Origin of the sequence: Nonomuraea rubra (genome assembly GCF_014207985.1) — a bacterium.
Classification (GTDB): domain Bacteria; phylum Actinomycetota; class Actinomycetes; order Streptosporangiales; family Streptosporangiaceae; genus Nonomuraea; species Nonomuraea rubra.
This window is the reverse complement of the sequence record NZ_JACHMI010000001.1, coordinates 1,813,334-1,828,426: the sequence shown is the minus strand read 5'-3', so window position 1 is coordinate 1,828,426 and position 15,093 is coordinate 1,813,334. Positions and strand designations below refer to the sequence as shown.

At 69.8% G+C, this 15,093-nt stretch carries 13 protein-coding genes; 10 read left to right on the top strand and 3 right to left on the bottom strand.

The features are described from left to right. Positions 1-606 precede the first annotated feature (606 nt). Genes HD593_RS08545 through HD593_RS08535 form a run of 3 tightly spaced genes read right to left on the bottom strand, consistent with a single transcriptional unit; the run spans position 607 to position 2,833 of the window. Entirely contained in the window at positions 607-933 is a 327-nt protein-coding gene (locus HD593_RS08545) for a helix-turn-helix domain-containing protein (protein ID WP_185101652.1), read from the bottom strand. Beyond that, the gene (locus HD593_RS08540; protein WP_185101651.1) at positions 930-1,871 is read right to left on the bottom strand and encodes a TRM11 family SAM-dependent methyltransferase; all 942 of its coding nucleotides are present in this window, start codon (positions 1,869-1,871) and stop codon (positions 930-932) included. Before HD593_RS08540 ends, HD593_RS08545 begins: the two co-directional genes overlap by 4 nt. Further along, positions 1,871-2,833, bottom strand: a complete 963-nt coding sequence (locus HD593_RS08535; RefSeq protein WP_185101650.1) for a hypothetical protein — start codon at positions 2,831-2,833, stop codon at positions 1,871-1,873. The genes HD593_RS08540 and HD593_RS08535 overlap by 1 nt, the downstream gene beginning before the upstream one ends. A gap of 435 nt (positions 2,834-3,268) precedes the next feature. Between HD593_RS08535 and HD593_RS08530 the strand changes: the two genes are divergently transcribed. From HD593_RS08530 to HD593_RS61175, 10 genes are all read left to right on the top strand, one after another. Next, complete coding sequence (locus tag HD593_RS08530; protein ID WP_185101649.1) at positions 3,269-3,700, top strand: hypothetical protein; 432 nt, start codon at positions 3,269-3,271, stop codon at positions 3,698-3,700. Positions 3,701-4,158: 458 nt separating this feature from the next. Next, on the top strand, positions 4,159-4,986 hold the full coding sequence (locus HD593_RS08525) for a hypothetical protein (protein ID WP_185101648.1): 828 nt from the start codon (positions 4,159-4,161) through the stop codon (positions 4,984-4,986). Positions 4,987-5,276: 290 nt separating this feature from the next. Further along, on the top strand, positions 5,277-5,705 hold the full coding sequence (locus HD593_RS08520; RefSeq protein ID WP_221524661.1) for a pilin: 429 nt from the start codon (positions 5,277-5,279) through the stop codon (positions 5,703-5,705). Between the two features lie 230 nt (positions 5,706-5,935). Continuing rightward, on the top strand, positions 5,936-7,474 hold the full coding sequence (locus HD593_RS08515; RefSeq protein ID WP_185101647.1) for a TrbL/VirB6 family protein: 1,539 nt from the start codon (positions 5,936-5,938) through the stop codon (positions 7,472-7,474). Then, positions 7,471-8,427, top strand: coding sequence for a PrgI family protein (locus HD593_RS08510; protein ID WP_185101646.1), 957 nt, complete (start codon positions 7,471-7,473; stop codon positions 8,425-8,427). Before HD593_RS08515 ends, HD593_RS08510 begins: the two co-directional genes overlap by 4 nt. After that, the gene (locus HD593_RS64250; RefSeq protein ID WP_312903395.1) at positions 8,424-10,280 is read left to right on the top strand and encodes a VirB4 family type IV secretion system protein; all 1,857 of its coding nucleotides are present in this window, start codon (positions 8,424-8,426) and stop codon (positions 10,278-10,280) included. Before HD593_RS08510 ends, HD593_RS64250 begins: the two co-directional genes overlap by 4 nt. Then, positions 10,277-12,325, top strand: a complete 2,049-nt coding sequence (locus HD593_RS08500; RefSeq protein WP_185101644.1) for a type IV secretory system conjugative DNA transfer family protein — start codon at positions 10,277-10,279, stop codon at positions 12,323-12,325. Before HD593_RS64250 ends, HD593_RS08500 begins: the two co-directional genes overlap by 4 nt. Further along, positions 12,322-12,825 carry a type IV secretory system conjugative DNA transfer family protein gene (locus tag HD593_RS08495; protein WP_185101643.1) on the top strand — a complete coding sequence of 168 codons (504 nt, stop codon included), beginning with the start codon at positions 12,322-12,324 and terminating at the stop codon, positions 12,823-12,825. The genes HD593_RS08500 and HD593_RS08495 overlap by 4 nt, the downstream gene beginning before the upstream one ends. 43 nt (positions 12,826-12,868) lie before the next feature. After that, positions 12,869-13,900: a replication-relaxation family protein gene (locus tag HD593_RS08490; protein ID WP_185101642.1), complete on the top strand. Its 1,032-nt coding sequence runs from the start codon at positions 12,869-12,871 to the stop codon at positions 13,898-13,900. Continuing rightward, on the top strand, positions 13,897-14,943 hold the full coding sequence (locus HD593_RS61175) for a C40 family peptidase (RefSeq protein WP_185101641.1): 1,047 nt from the start codon (positions 13,897-13,899) through the stop codon (positions 14,941-14,943). The genes HD593_RS08490 and HD593_RS61175 overlap by 4 nt, the downstream gene beginning before the upstream one ends. Positions 14,944-15,093 lie beyond the last annotated feature (150 nt).

Below are 15,093 nucleotides of genomic sequence, written 5' to 3'. Positions count from 1 at the left end.
ACAGGTGCTCGGACGGGACACGGCATGGAAGGAGCACCGGATGCCGCCCATGGCTGGCCAGGGAGGAGGGAGGCAGCGGCATGACCTTCCCGGCCACTGCCCTCCCCCACGCCACGGACGGACACCGCTCTGCGCGGTCACGCATCTGCGCGTCTGCCCGCCCTGGCCAGCCTTTTCACGATGGCCGCTTCCAGTCCAGAGCTCGGCACCGAATCGCCATAGCCGAACGCTCGGGCGCGGGCCCCTCCTCAGCAACGCCCACGGTCGAGGCGGAACCCAGTGATCCGGTGGGAGCCCTATCGAAGCTCCACGGGCAAACCCCCTCGGATCAGGGACATCAGCTGCTGTGACGCCTTCCAGTTCGCCTGCCAGGCTGGGCAGTATCTGATCCTGCGCCGCAACGGCGTCGGCGAGCTTGAGGAGGCCGCCCGTGGCCGTTATCCCCGGGCACGCGCGCTCTGGGACCACCTGCTTCTCGAGCATGCCGCCACATGCCAGGAAGGCAATGCGCTCAAAGACATCTGGCGATGCAGGTCATAGCCATGAAGGAGTGGGCCCTGCGAGGCTCCTGGCGGGCCCACTCCTTCCGTGACGGGCAGGACCGGGTCAGCCCATGGGATGCAGCCTCTCCTCCTCCGTTCCCTCTTCGCGGTCGTGGCCGTGTGACTCGCCGTTGTGATGGTCGGCATAACCCAGCAGGGCCCGCAGCCCGCGTTGCGGAACTGCGTACCGGCCGCCGATCCGGATCACCAGGCATGGGAAGGTGCCGGTCTTGGCCAGCCGGTAAGCCGTAGTCCGGCCAATACCGAGCAGCCGGGCGGCTTCCATCAACCCCAAGACGAGCTTCCGTTCAGGCACGCCGACTGCCTCGCGCGGGATCGGCCGTGACGCGGTCCCGAGGCCGGCCTCGGGCGTGCGTGTCAGATCGGTCATTGACCATCTCCCGCAGCGAGCGGTGCCTGCGAGGACGGGACGGATCGGCTTCGTGCTTGCACCGGCCGGTTGTGCGCTTGTCCAGTGACGCTGACCGTCTGAGAGCGGCGAAACACCAGCAGGTCCTCATGGGCTACGGCGTGAATCGGCGTGCCTCGCGCCCACGCCTTGCGCGCCTCGTGGAGCTGGAAGAACGACGCCCGGTTCAGGAGCCGACCATCGCCGAGCCCGCACAGCAGGCAGACGATCCGATCCACGAACACCAGGCCGGCCTTCTCCGCCAGGCGGTGAACATGACCAGGTAGGTCGATCAGCTCGCCACGTACCCGGTACGGGCGCACGGTGATCGCCGTGACGCCGCCCGGCCGCAGCAGCTCCACGCAGCCGGCCAGGATGCGGCCGAACCCGTCGAGCAGTTCCGGAAGCTGCTGGTGGGCGAGGTTGGCGCGGTCGGTGGAGTAGCGCTGGTTCCATTTGCGTACGCCTGGCTCGCCGGTGTCGCGGGTGGAGCGGATGTGCCCGTGCGTGGCCGCGCCGTACGGGGGTGAGGTGAGCACCAGCGCCGCCCGCCCGACCAGATCCGGCAGCAGCCGGGCGATGTGCCGGGAGTCGCCGACCATCACCCGTCCGAACCCGGGCGCCCCGTTCTTCTTGGCGTGGGCGAGGTTGGCGACGGTCAGGCGCGCCCATTTGTCTTCGTACTCCACGCCCGCGGCGTGCCTGCCGAGGTGAGTGGCTTCGACGAGAGTGGTGCCGATCCCGCACATCGGATCGACCACCAGCTCGCCCGGCTCGGTGTAGGTCTCGATCACTCGGGCGGCAATCGAGGGCAGCATCTTGCCCGGATGCCGCATCGACTCCGGCACGTACCGGCCCTTGCGCTGTACCCGGGACGGCTGCTGCCCGGTCGCCCACACCGACGTCGTCACCTCGGCCATCAGCCTTCACCCCGCTCCCGCTCGACGGAGTCGGCACTGGTCGAGATGCTGGGGTCGTCGCTGGATGGCATAGCCGGGTCGCCAGGCGGTGAGGACCTGCGCCTAGCGAAGATGAGCACGTCACTGTGCACGCGGGCACTCACCGGCAACCCGGCGCACTCCGACAGTTCACCGGTCGCGGCCACGGCACGGCGGGAAAGACCCGTGTCGACCCTCTCGCCGCGCACGGGATGCCGCAGGGCGATGATGTGCTGCAGATACACCAGCCCGGCGTCGCGAGCCCGGGCGATGATCTCCGATACCGGGTCGGCCACACCGCCTTCAAGGTGCAGGCCAGTGACGACCACCAGATGCCCGTCCTGCTTGACCAGCCCCGCCGCACTGGCAAGGTCGAATACCTCGGCTTCGACGTCAGGATGGCCGATGAAGTCGCGGTGGCAAGTCTGCTCGGCCACGACCAGCCCCGCGCTGCCTTCGAGGTCGGCCAGCAGCGAGGAGTCCTCGCCAGGATCGGTGATGCGCAGCTCGGTGACCTCCAGGTCGTCGTTGGAGTGGATGCGGGCCAGGCAGGTCCAGGACACGCCCGCCCTAGTGGCGTCGGTGAAGACGGCCACCGGCAGGCAGCCCGCCGTCAGCGCGGCCGAAACGAGCTGATGATCGCTCGCGCCGAGGTGGACCACGGTCTCGCCCAGCCGCGTGCACGCCGCGACCAGGTGGCGGGCCAGCGGGCCGCTGATCGGATGGCAGCACCCTGCCGGACAGGTAGCGGGTGATTCGGTGTCAGCTGCTGCTGGCCATACCGACAGCGGCAGATGTCCCCCGTCCGTGTCCTGGGCCTGGCGACCCAGCCGGAGGGAAGGGCTGCGGAAGCGGGTGTCCGGTTCGGCCGCGGTGGACGAGGTGCAAGTGCTGGTGGATGCGAGTGCGGAAGCGGTTGAGGTAGGCGTCGTGGGTTCGGTCATGTGGGTGTGGCCCGAAGTGCCGGACCACCGGCCCCTGTCACTGTTCCAAATACCTGCCGTACGACCCGAGTTTGGACAAGCCGTCTAGCAAAGCTTCGGCAAGATCACCGGCCACATGCCCGCCGGGCTTCGTCGCTTGGCGGCCCCCGGCTTCTCGTCCACAGCCTGTGGGCAGACTGCGCTGAGGTCGGCGCTCATCTGGGTCAACACCTTCCGCGCCATCCCGTCATTCATCATTCGCCTTCGGACGGCATGCCGACGATGCTCCCGACCTGCGCTCCCTCGGCCCCAAGGTCACCACACCCACGAAAGATGTTTCTGCAGGTCACAGCGTTTTCGTACACGTCTCGGACAAGATCCGTCACTGACTCCCGCACGAGTGACACCATCTCCGTTGACCGGTGCGACCTACCCTGTAAAGAACACACCCCGAGTGTGAGCGAGGCGATCTGCATGCCGAGCCAGAGGGATGAACTGGCCGAACGCCGCTTCGCCAAGCTCGTCGATCAGGTCATGGCAATGATGTCCGCCAGCCTCAAGCCGGAGTACCGAGGCTTCCAAGGCCAGCTCATCCTCACCGAGGCAACGGTCGCAGAACTGGGCGAGCCCGCTGACGTTCGTCGAGCCGCGCGGGCGGCGGGACGCCGCCTCGGCTGGCGGGTCCGAACCCACGCCCCCGACGACGGCACGCTCTTCATCATCGATGACCGCGACCCGCCCCAGGAGGTCCGCGAGCTGGCGGCCCGCCGTTCTGCTGACGCCGTCTCAGCTGTGATCGCCAGCGTTCGAGCTAAGGCCCGCATGCGCCGCACCATTGCAGCAGGCAGGCTTCCCAGCGGTCCGCACGGCCCGGGCGAGCGCCTCTGAACGACTGCTCCGCGGCCTGACAGGCGAGCCCAGTACTGCAGGAGCGGTCCCAACCGCCAGGGGTCCAGGCTCCGGTCCATCGCTTTGGCGCAAGCTTGACCCGCGACTTTCGGTCGCGCCTCATTACCGCAGGCCAGAAGGGCTTTTCAGCAGGGAGCCGCTGCTCCCGCCTTCGTATCTTCTGCCGGGCACATTCCGCACTTCTCGACGTTTCCGCAGGTCATCCATGGTTCCGGAGCGTTATCCGGACGTGGCGTGATCATTGCCGTGTCCGAAGACTGATCATTTAATGCCCGGTTCCTGGCCGCGCTCTCTGGCGACATGGCGACGTCCGAACCGACCACGCCTTTCGGAGCGTCGCCATGTCTCACTCTTCGGTCCAGCTGTCCACGAACGCCACCACCAACTCGATCACCACAAGCCAACCCGCCAACCGCACCGCCCGGGGCGGCTCGCCCGTGACCCGCCTGGCCTCCACCGAGACGGTGTCCACCGCGGATCTCGACGCGGAGAACGCCCCCACCGGCAAGGGGCTCGGCGACTGCAGGGGATCGGGAGGGTCACTGCCGCTGGATGTGGCCGAGCGCGCCTTCGATCTGCTCATGCGCGGCCCCGAGCCGCTGTCGGTGGACGGCGCACGGCTCGGGCACGGGCTGCCGGCCAGGCCGATCCCGCTCAGCGAGCTGCGCGAGATGCTGCTGCACCCCTCCTGCTCACGCGCCACCCGTGACCACGTGTGGCGGCACCTGATCCACGAGGCACGCGATCGCCGAGGCGCATGGATGGTCGCCGCCGTCACCCTGGCGATCCCGATGCTGCGCCGTCTCATCATCGCGCTCGTCGGCGTGATCCCGGCCCAGCGGGTTGACCGCGAGGACCTGGAGTCCGAGGTCCTGACGGCCTACCTGGAAGCCCTCCATGAGGTGAATCTGGCCTGGTCACATCCGCTGCTCCGGCTCTCGCGGCTGACCCACGCCACCGTTCTTCGTGCGCACGCCGCCGATCACCCCAGTCTGCTGGCCGATCCCGACCTCACCGACCGGGCCGACAGCGGCATGCAGACCCTGGCCTACCCGGCTGGTCATCCCGATCAGCTTCTCGATCAAGCCGTCGCTCAAGGGATCATCACTGCGGCGGAGGCCCAGCTGATCGTCTGCACCCGGCTGGAGGGCATCCCGCTCAGTTCCTACTGCCGCCGCGACGGGCTGCTCTACTGCACCGCGATCAAGCGCCGCCAACGCGCCGAAACCGCTCTCCACCAGGCAATCCAACGCGGCGACCTGTAGCGATCGCAACCGGCGCGGCCAGCAAAGGGTTCACAAAATCCGCTGGCCCTCATGTCCTAACTCGGCCGTTCACCCAGGTCTTTTAGCAGGTGAGAAGGCAGCGCGGAGGGCGCCGGCCCGGCAGCGAGACCCGTACCTGGTCACCGGTCCCTGTCACCCGGCCCAGCCCATCCAGCCCCGCCCACTGAAGGAGGACGCCCACCCGGTCTCGCAACCGGCCGGCACCTCCGCGCCGCCCTCACCACCCGCCGTCATCCGACCCGCACCCGCCACCGTCTGGGAGGCAGCACATGACATCCCGCCAGCGCCGCACCACCGCATCGTCCCAAGCCCACAGCCTCAAGATCGTGCTCATCGCCTTGACCATCCTCGGCGGCATCGTCCTGGGCACCCTGCTCGAATACGCCCTGGCCCACGCCGTCACCGCCGCAAGCTCCGTGCCCGCCGCCATCACTGCTCCCGTCACGGGCGCGGTTCTGGCCGCGCCGGCCTCGCTGAATGCGGTGATCGACAACCTGCGCAACGTCATCGTCGGCCTGCTGGTCGCCCTGGCCACCCTGTTCCTGACCGTCGGCGGGGTCCGCTACATCCTGGCCGGCGGCGACCCGGGCGAGGTCGAGGCGGCCAAGAAGACCCTGCGCTACGCCGCGCTCGGCTACGGCATCGCCGTGCTCGCACCGCTGCTGGTCAGCGTGCTCAAGGGCATCGTGGGTTCCTGACCGTGACCCGCCACCCGCCGCCTTGTCCGCCCACGGCGAGCACGCTCCTGACCGTCCAGCGCTGCCTGGCGCACATCCTCGCCATCATCGCCATCACGCTCACCGTCACCGCCACTCAAGCCACCGCCGAGCCAGATCCGCCACCAGCGCCCTCACCAACCTCGAACCCGCAGCCCACATCGCCCGCCACACCTGCTGCGAGATCGACGCCGTCGACGCCGACCGGGCCAATGCTCACGCCACCACCGCACCCGCAGCCGAGTTCAAGGCCCACCACTCCGGCATCGGAACCGCAGCCTGCCTCCGAGCCGACGCCGCAGCCGGACGGCGGGGCGGAGGAGTGCGGCTGGCTGGACTTCGGCTGCAAGATCAACCGGGCGCTGAACGGCTGGTTCAACTCGATCGTCACCGAGGCGATCCAGCCGGCCTTCCAGACCGTGGGCACGCTGCTGCTATCCGCGCCGCCGCCGGACATGGTGGAACGGGTGCAGGAGCTGTCCGCGCACGTGCGGGTGGTGGCCAACGCGCTGCTGGTGCTGTTCGTGCTGGCAGGCGGAGTGATTGTGATGGCGTACGGCAGCGTGCAGACCTCCACTACCGCCGCCGAGGTCGCACCCCGTCTGGTGGTCGCCGCCATCACGCTCAACTTCTCGCTCACCCTCTGCCAGTACGCCATCGAGCTGGCCAACGGCCTGGTCGCCGCACTGCTCGGCGACGGCGTCGACGCGGGCCGGGCGGGCGACCTGATCGCCAACAAGCTCGCCAACCCGGTCGGCCAGCTGGCGGCTCCGCAGATGTTCTTCATCTGGATGGTCGCGATCGCGGTGGTGATGGGCCTCATCCTGGCCTTCATCGCGGTCGTACGGATCGCGCTGCTGCTGTTCCTGATGATCGCGGCGCCGCTCGCGCTGCTGTGTCACGCGCTGCCGCAAACCGAGCACATCGCCCGGCTGTGGTGGCGCGCCTTCACCGGCGTCCTGGTCATGCAGGTACTGCAGGCACTCGTGCTGATTCTGGCGTTCAAGGTGTACTTCACCGACGCCACCGACGCCTTCACCACCGGCCCCGACCAGCCGGTCCTGGCAGCGGTGAAACCGATCGTCATGCGCGTCATCGACACCCTGGTGCTGATCGGCCTGCTGTTCATCCTGATCAAGATTCCCGGCTGGGTGGCCCGCTCCGTCTGGCAGCCCGCCCAACCCCAGCTGCTCAATCGCCTGGTCAAGGCGCTGATTGTCTACAAGACCCTCGGCCTGGCCAAGACCGCGCTGGGAAAGGGCGGCCGAGCCGCCCGTACCACTGCCAAGGCCAAGACCGCGCACCGGCCCGGCCGACCGCCCGGCACCCCTGGCAGCAGACGGCGGGGCCCTGCAGGGCCCCGGCCGCGTGGCGGACCAGGCGCACAGCCCACCGGCGCACCCACCACGACAGGAGGAACACCACCGGTGAACACACCCAACCCGGTCGGACCACGCGCACACCAGCAGCTCCAGTTGCCGCTCAACCTCTCGCCCACCACCACGGGCCCGGGATCGCGGCGGCCAGGCACATCCACCGCGCGGGGACGCCAGCTCGCCCTGCCGTTTCCGGTCACCCGCGTGCCCCGCCCACCCGCGCCCTCTGTCCCGGCCACGTCGACGGGCCCGTGGATCCGCCCGAAACCGCCCTGGACCCAGCCGATGCTGCCCGGCATGCCCACCCGGCCGCCCCGGCCCCGGCAACTCCAGCTCCGCCTTGATCCTCCGCCCCGCCGGAAGGACGGCCAGTGAACGAGCCCGAACCGCTGATCACGAACATACCCGCCGACCTCAACCGCCCTGACAAGATCGCCTACGGGCTGAACCTCCGCCAGATCCTCATCATCGCCCTGACCGGTGGCATCGCCGCCGCCGTCTACTACCTGTTCCACCATCTCCTGCCGATCGTCATCCTCGCCGCCATCGTCCTGCCGCTGCTGGCCCTCGGCCTGGCCATCGCGCTCGGCCGCCGTGACGGGCTCAGCCTCGACCGCTTCACCCTGGCCGCCCTGCTCCACACCCGCGCCAGCAAACGACTGGTAGCCGCGCCCGAGGGAATCATCGAACCGCCCCAGTGGTGCCGGTTGCGCGGAACGCTGCCTGCCCCGCTCCGCCTGCCGGTGCGGGCGATCCGCACCGACGGTGCTCTCGAGCTCGCCGACGGAGGCGTAGCTGTCCTGGTCGAGACGAGCACCCTGTCCTTCCATCTACGCACTACCGGCGAGCAGGCGGCCCTGGTGGGGGCGTTCGGCCGGTGGCTGAACTCGCTGGAGGCACCCGTGCAGATCCTCGCCCGGGCTCGCCCCGCCGACCTGTCCGGCTTGGCCCAGACCGTCGAGCAACAAGCGCAGGTGCTGCCGCACCCTGCGCTGGCCCACGCCGCCCGCGAGCACGCCGAGTATCTGGCCGAGCTGAACAGCTCCAGCAAGCTGCTGTGCCGGCAGGTGCTCGTCGTGCTCCGCGAGCACCCGGCCAGCAACAAGGGACGCCGCTCGGTACGCCGGGACACCTGCGCCGCCGTCGTCCTGCGGCACGCCGCCGAAGCCGAGCGCAGCCTGGCCGCGCTCGGCGTGGCCGCCCGGGTGCTCGACGCCGATGCGGCCAGCCAAGCACTGGCCGAATGCCTCGACCCCGGTGGCCGGCACCCCGCTGGCCAGGTCCTGCCCGACGAACTGATCACCTCAACCACGGGGAGTACGCCGTGAAGCTACGCCGCCGCCAGCGCGACCACCAGCCCAGCGTCCTCGCCCATCCGGGGTCGGCGCACGTCGGCGTCAGAACCCTGACCTTGCCCAGCGCCGTCTGCGCGTCGTTCGCCATCACCGGCTATCCGCGCGAGGTCGGCGCGGGGTGGCTGGAACCCTTGCTGACCTACCCCGGCCACCTGGACGTGTCCCTGCACATCGAACCGATCCCGCAGCAGGTCGCCGCGATGCGGCTGCGCCGGCAGCTCGCCCGTCTGGAATCGGCCAGCCGCTCCGACGCCGCTCAGGGCCGACTGCAAGATTTCGCCGCCGAAGCCGCCGCCGACGACGCCACCCAGTTGGCCGACCAGCTGGCCCGAGGCCACGGCCGCCTGTTCAAGGTCGGCCTCTACCTGACGGTCACCGCTCCATCGGAGCCAGAGCTGGCCGCCGAGGTGGAGCGGGTCCGGGCGCTGGCGTCGTCCCTGCTGCTCGATGCCCAACCGGCGACGTTTCGGGTCTTGCAGGGGTGGACGACCAGCCTCCCGTTGGGGGTTGATTCCCTGCGCGTGACGCGGACGTTCGACACCACCGCGCTGGCGGCGGCCTTCCCGTTCGCCTCCCCCGACCTCCCGGCGGACGCCGGTGAGAGCGCAGTGCTGTACGGGTTGAGCGCCACCGGCTCCGGCGTCATTGTGTGGGATCGCTTCGCCCAGGACAACCACAACTCCGTCGTCCTGGCCCGTTCCGGCGCGGGCAAGAGCTTCTTCACCAAACTCGAAGCCCTGCGCCTGCTCTATCAGGGAGTCGAGGTCGCCGTCGTCGACCCCGAAGACGAATACGCCCGCCTGGCGCACGCCGTCGGCGGCACGCACCTGCGGCTCGGCGCCTCTGGAGTGCGGTGGAACCCGCTCGATCTGCCCGTCAGCCACGGAGCACGTGATGACGTGCTGTCCCGGCGGTCCATGTTCCTTCAAACCCTCATCGCCACCATGCTCGGCGGCACTCCGCTCACCCCGCAGGCGCGAGCGACCCTGGATGCCGCGATCATCGCCACTTACGAGGCCGCCGGGATCACCCGCGATCCCACCACCTGGACGCGTCCGGCGCCGCTTCTCGCTGATCTGGTCACCACGCTTACCGGAAAGACGAGCGGTCAGACGGGGACGGACCTGGCCGCGCAGCTCGCCCCGTACGTCACCGGCTCCTACCGGGAGCTGTTCGACGGCCCCACCACCACCCACCCGGCCGGGCATCTGACCGTCTTCTCCCTGCGGAACCTGCCCGAGGAGATGAAGGCAGTCGGCACCCTGCTCGCTCTCGATGCGATCTGGCGGCGCATTGCCAACCCGCACGACCGCCGAAAGCGCCTTGTCGTCGTGGACGAGGCATGGCTGCTGATGAAGGAACCGGAAGGCGCCCGCTTCCTGTTCCGAATGGCCAAGGCGGCGCGCAAGCACTGGGCCGGACTCGCCGTCGTCACCCAGGACGCCGCAGACCTGCTCGGCTCCGAGCTCGGCCAGGCGATCGTGGCCAACGCCGCCAGCCAGGTCCTGCTCCGCCAAGCACCGCAAGCCATCGGCGCGGTCGGGGACGCCTTCGACCTGACCGACGGCGAACGCCAGTTCCTGCTCGCCGCCGAAAGAGGCGAAGCGCTCCTGGTCGCCGACCCCGCCAACCGGATCGCCCTGAGCATCGTCGCTTCACCTGCCGAGGCGGCGCTAGCGACAACAGACCCAAAGATCCTCGCCCAACTCGACCAGCACGATCCACACCACCCGCTCCCAGCACCAGCAGCGCAACCGCCAGGCCCGCCAGGCTTCACCGAGAACACCGGCGGCCCAGACGAGGACGAGGAAGGCGACCCGCTATGACCGCCACCCCATCGGCCCTCCAGGAGGGGCCGTGCCTGCTGTGCGACATCGACGACCACAATGTCCAGACCGCCCTCGACTTTCTCGCCGAGTTGCCCACCCGCCTGCCTGAACTCGCCCTTACCTACGGGCCTAGCCTCGCAGCGGCCGCTTCCGCACTATGGGCGGTGACGGCTGCCGTACGCTACGTGCTCGGCTGGCTCCAGCAGGCCGGCATGACGCCCGACGCCCGCCTGATCGAAATCTCCAGCCCGCCGCGCAGCGATCCGGAAGGCGCCGTGGTGTTGTGGCGGCAGCTCGTCGGCCTGCTCCGGCCCGCGTGGAAACGCGCCTTGGCCGGCCAGCCGCACCTGGTGTGGGAGTATTGCGGCAGCGACGCGGGCGTCCGGATCCGGCTGTGGGTGCCCGGCACCATCCCGCCGGGCATCGTGGAGAAGGCCGTCCAAGCCGCCTGGCCGGGAGCCACCACCACGACCGGCCCCGCCAGCTCGCCCCTGCCGGTGGAAGCCGAGGTCGCGGGCGGTCGGCTGATGCTGGCCGCGCCCGAGCATCTCCCGCTCAAGACCGACCACGATCACGACCCCGTCCGCTCGCTGCTGGAAGCCATGGGCGGACTGCGCGAGGGCGAGCACGCCGTGGTGCAGGTGCTGGCCCGTCCGACGACAGGCAGGCGGCTGCGGCACGCCTACCGGGCAGCCGCTCACCTGCGCGGCGGAGGGAGCCGCCGCCTCTTCGGCCGCGTCTTCGACGAGGTCCTCCCCTTGCCCGACGCTCGCGATCACCACCGTCCCGGCGACCTGGCCCGCGACTTCCCCGAACGCGCCGAACAAGTCCGCGCCATCCTCGCCAAGGCGGGCCAGTCGCGCTACACCGTGGCCCTTCGCTACGCCGTCGCCACCAGCCGCGAACCCCTCTCCACGGCGCCAGTCCGCCGGGAGCCTGCTGATCTGGCTCGTGGCTGGCTGCGCGGCCATGCGCACGCGTTGGCCGGCGTCTTCGCCTTGTACACCGACAGTCACCAGTACCTGCGCCGAGCCCGTCTCTGGCGCGCCCGACGCGTGGTCACCTCGCGGCGCCTGGACTCCGGCTACCTGCTGTCGGTGGCCGAACTGGCCGCGCTCGCCCACCTGCCGTGGGACATCGACGCCCCCGGCATCACCCGCGCCGGAGCCCGCCCGGTAGCGCCGTCCCCGGCCGTACCCCGCACCACGGCGGGCGGAACCGCCCGCATCCTGGGCGACGCCGACAGCGGCCCACCGCGCCCCGTAGCGCTACCCGTGGCCGACGCACGCCACCACACCCATGTCCTCGGCGGCACCGGCGTCGGCAAATCCACCCTGCTCGCCAACATGGTCCTGGCTGACGCGGCAGCGGGCCGAGGCGCCCTGGTCATCGACCCGAAGGGTGACCTGGTCACCGACATCCTCAACCGGCTCCCGCAACGAGCGGTCGGCAAGACGGTCGTGTTCGACCCGCAAGACCCCGCGCCGCCGCCCTCGATCAACATCCTCGCCGGGCGCGATCCGGCCTTCGCCGTCGACTCCGTCGTCACCATCTTTCACCGCTGCTTCTCCTCCGCCTGGGGGCCGCGGGTGGATGACCTGCTCCGCTCCACCTGCCTGACCTTGACCAGCGTCCTAGGCCGCAAGGCCACCCTGGCCGACGTGCCCCGGCTGCTGACCGATGCGGCGTTCCGTGCCCGCACCACGGCTGAGCTGCGTGATGAGCTGCTGGCCGGCTTCTGGGACTCCTACGAAGCCCTCACCCCAGCCGGGCAGGCGACCGTCATCGGCCCGGTGATGAACAAGCTCCGCGCTGTCCTGCTCCGCCCGTTCGTGCGGCAGGCGCTGCCAGCCCGGACACCACCGTGCCCATTGGCCGGCTCCTCGACCGAGGCGGCCTCATCCTGGCCCGCCTGCCCAAAGGCATCTTGGGCGATGACGCCGCCCGGCTGTTCGGCTCCATCCTGCTCGCGCACACCTGGCAAGCCGCTACCCGCCGCTCCACCCTGGCCGAGCCGGACAGGCCGGATGCCTCGCTCGTGATCGATGAGTGCCACAACTTCCTGAACCTGCCTGGCCACGTCAATGACGTGCTCGCCGAGGCACGCGGCTACCGCCTCTCCCTCGTACTGGCCCACCAGCACCTCGACCAGCTCCCTGCCGACCTTCGCGAAGCGCTCTCAGCCGACGCCCGCAACAAGATCTACTTCAACGCCTCTCCCAAGGACGCGAACGAGTTGAAGCACCACACCGCCCCGCTGATCAGCCCGCACGACCTCACCCACCTCGGCGCCTACCAAGCCGCCGCCCGCCTCATCATCGACGGCCAGCAGACCTCCGCCTTCACCCTGCGCACCCGGCCCCTTCCTGCCCTGGTCGAGGGCCGCGCAGAAGCGGTCCGCCAAGCATCTTGCCAGCGGTTCACGGGAACGGTGGTTGCCCGGCGAGCAGGCCAGGCACCCGAATCAACCGCAGGCAGAGCGTCCGGCCATGCCTCTCGTGAGGGTGACCCCGGCGCGCCCTCAGCCTCCAGCCGCTCTTGATCCGATCCCACGCCCTTGTCCGACCACGTCACGGAGGTTCGCCATGTCCGATAAGCCCTGCGGTTGCTCGTGCACCTGCCAGCCGGCCCAGCAGCCCGCCACCCGCCGAGCGGCAGCTCGCAAGCTGCCCCGGTTCGCGATCCAGCCCATCCCGGCAGCCCAGCCCAGGCTCGATCACACCGCGTTGATGACGCTCTCCGCGCGGCTGACGGAGCGCGACTACCAGATCCTCGACCATCTGCACCGCCACCGCGTCCTGACCACCCACCAGCTGCAGCGCATGTTCTTCACCATCGCCCAAGCCACCCGCGCCCGCATGACCATCCTGTTCCAGCTCAACGCCGTCACCCGCTTCCGCCCCTGGGCCGGATACGGCGCAGGCTCGGCTCCCATCCACTGGGCCCTCGGCAAGGCCGGAGCCGCCGCCCTGGCCGCCCGCCACGGCATCCCTCTCAAAGAACTCGGCTACAACCCCGACATCCCCGTCGCCGTCTCCTCACGCCTGAACCACCAGGTCGGCGTCAACGACTTCTTCTCCCACCTGCACAGCCTCGCCCGCCACACCCCGCACGCCGCCCTGCGAGCCTGGCTGTCAGAAAAGCAGTGCGCCGAAAGGTGGGGTGACCTGGCCCGCCCTGACGCCTACGGCTGCTGGTCGGAGAGCGGCCACCAGATCGACTTCTTCCTCGAACACGACACTGGCACCGAAACCCTCAAACGTGTCGCCGACAAGCTCCACGACTACCGCGACCTCGCCGATGCCACCGGCATCACCACCCCGCTGCTGTTCTGGCTGCCCAATCCCACCCGCGAGACCAACCTGCGCAAACTCCTCACCAGCAGCGACCTTCCGATCGCCACCGCCGTGCACACCACCCACGGCGACGGACCCGCCGGACCCGTCTGGCTGCCCATCCCCACCGAGCCGGGACAGGCACGCCTGCGGCTGGCCGACCTCGACAACGGCTGGCCACATCTCACCCTCGGCCAAGACCCCGAACAGAACACCGCCACCGACGACAACGACGACGAGTTCCTCGACCGCATCTTCCAGGACGAGACCGAGAGCAGGTGAAGGCCGCCGCGGCCGGCGCCGCCCTCCTGCTGCTCCTCATCTGCGCGTTCATCGCGGCCGCCACCAGCATCCTCACCGGCTCCGGGACACCCGGCGGCCTGGCCTGCGCAATCACACCCGCGACGACCAGCAGCCCAACGAGCAGCACAGCGGGCGGGTCGGTCGCGGCCGACGCATCGACCAGCGTGGCCTCCACGTTGGCCTTGGACGTCGAGCAGCAGACGCACACCGCCCTCATCGTCCAGGTCGCTTTGGAGCGCGGCCTGCCCGCGCGGGCAGCCGTCATCGCGGTCGCCACCGCTCTGCAGGAGTCGCAGCTGCGTAACCTGCGCTACGGCCACCTCGACAGCCTGGGCCTGTTCCAGCAGCGCCCCTCGCAGGGCTGGGGAACCACGGAGCAGATCCTCGATCCCCGGTACGCCACCAGCACCTTCTACGAGCGCCTGGCCAAGGTGCCCCGCTGGGAGCAGCTCCCGCTCACCCGAGCTGCCCAAGCCGTCCAACGCTCAGCCTTCCCCGACGCCTACGCGCAGTGGGAGCCCCTCGCCCAGCACACCGTCGATACCCTGACCGGGGCCTGCGTCCCGCTCGTGCCGGGCGAGCAGGTCGCCGCCATCCTCACGTATGCGCACGCCCAACTCGACAAACGGTACATATGGGGCGCCGAAGGCCCCGACGCGTTCGACTGCTCCGGCTTGACCATGCGCGCCTACCAAGCAGCCGGCATCACCATCCCCCGCGTCGCCGCCGACCAATGGAGACACGGACCACCCATCCCAGCCGGTCAAGAGCAACCAGGCGACCTCGCCTTCTTCAACATGCAAGCCGACGGCCCCGGACACGTCGGCATCGTCCTCGGAGGCGGCCAGATGATCCACGCCCCCAACCGCCGAACCGTGGTAAAGATCGACAGTTATCAACGGCGGGACTTGATCGGTTCACCCGTCCCACCGCCCACGCCGTCACCGGCCAACCCGATCCCCGCTAACCCACCGCCACACCCGCTGCAACGCCACTACGGCACCGCTCAGCACCGACCCTGAGGAACACCCTGCGGCCGCCGTACGGCCCCCACAGGCTTGGGGGACGCCCCACCGCATCCCCGGCCGCAGCCACGACTGATCACGCGACTGACAGCCTAACCACGACCGTCACAGCGCCAGCCAGAACGCCACCAGCATGGCACCTATCCG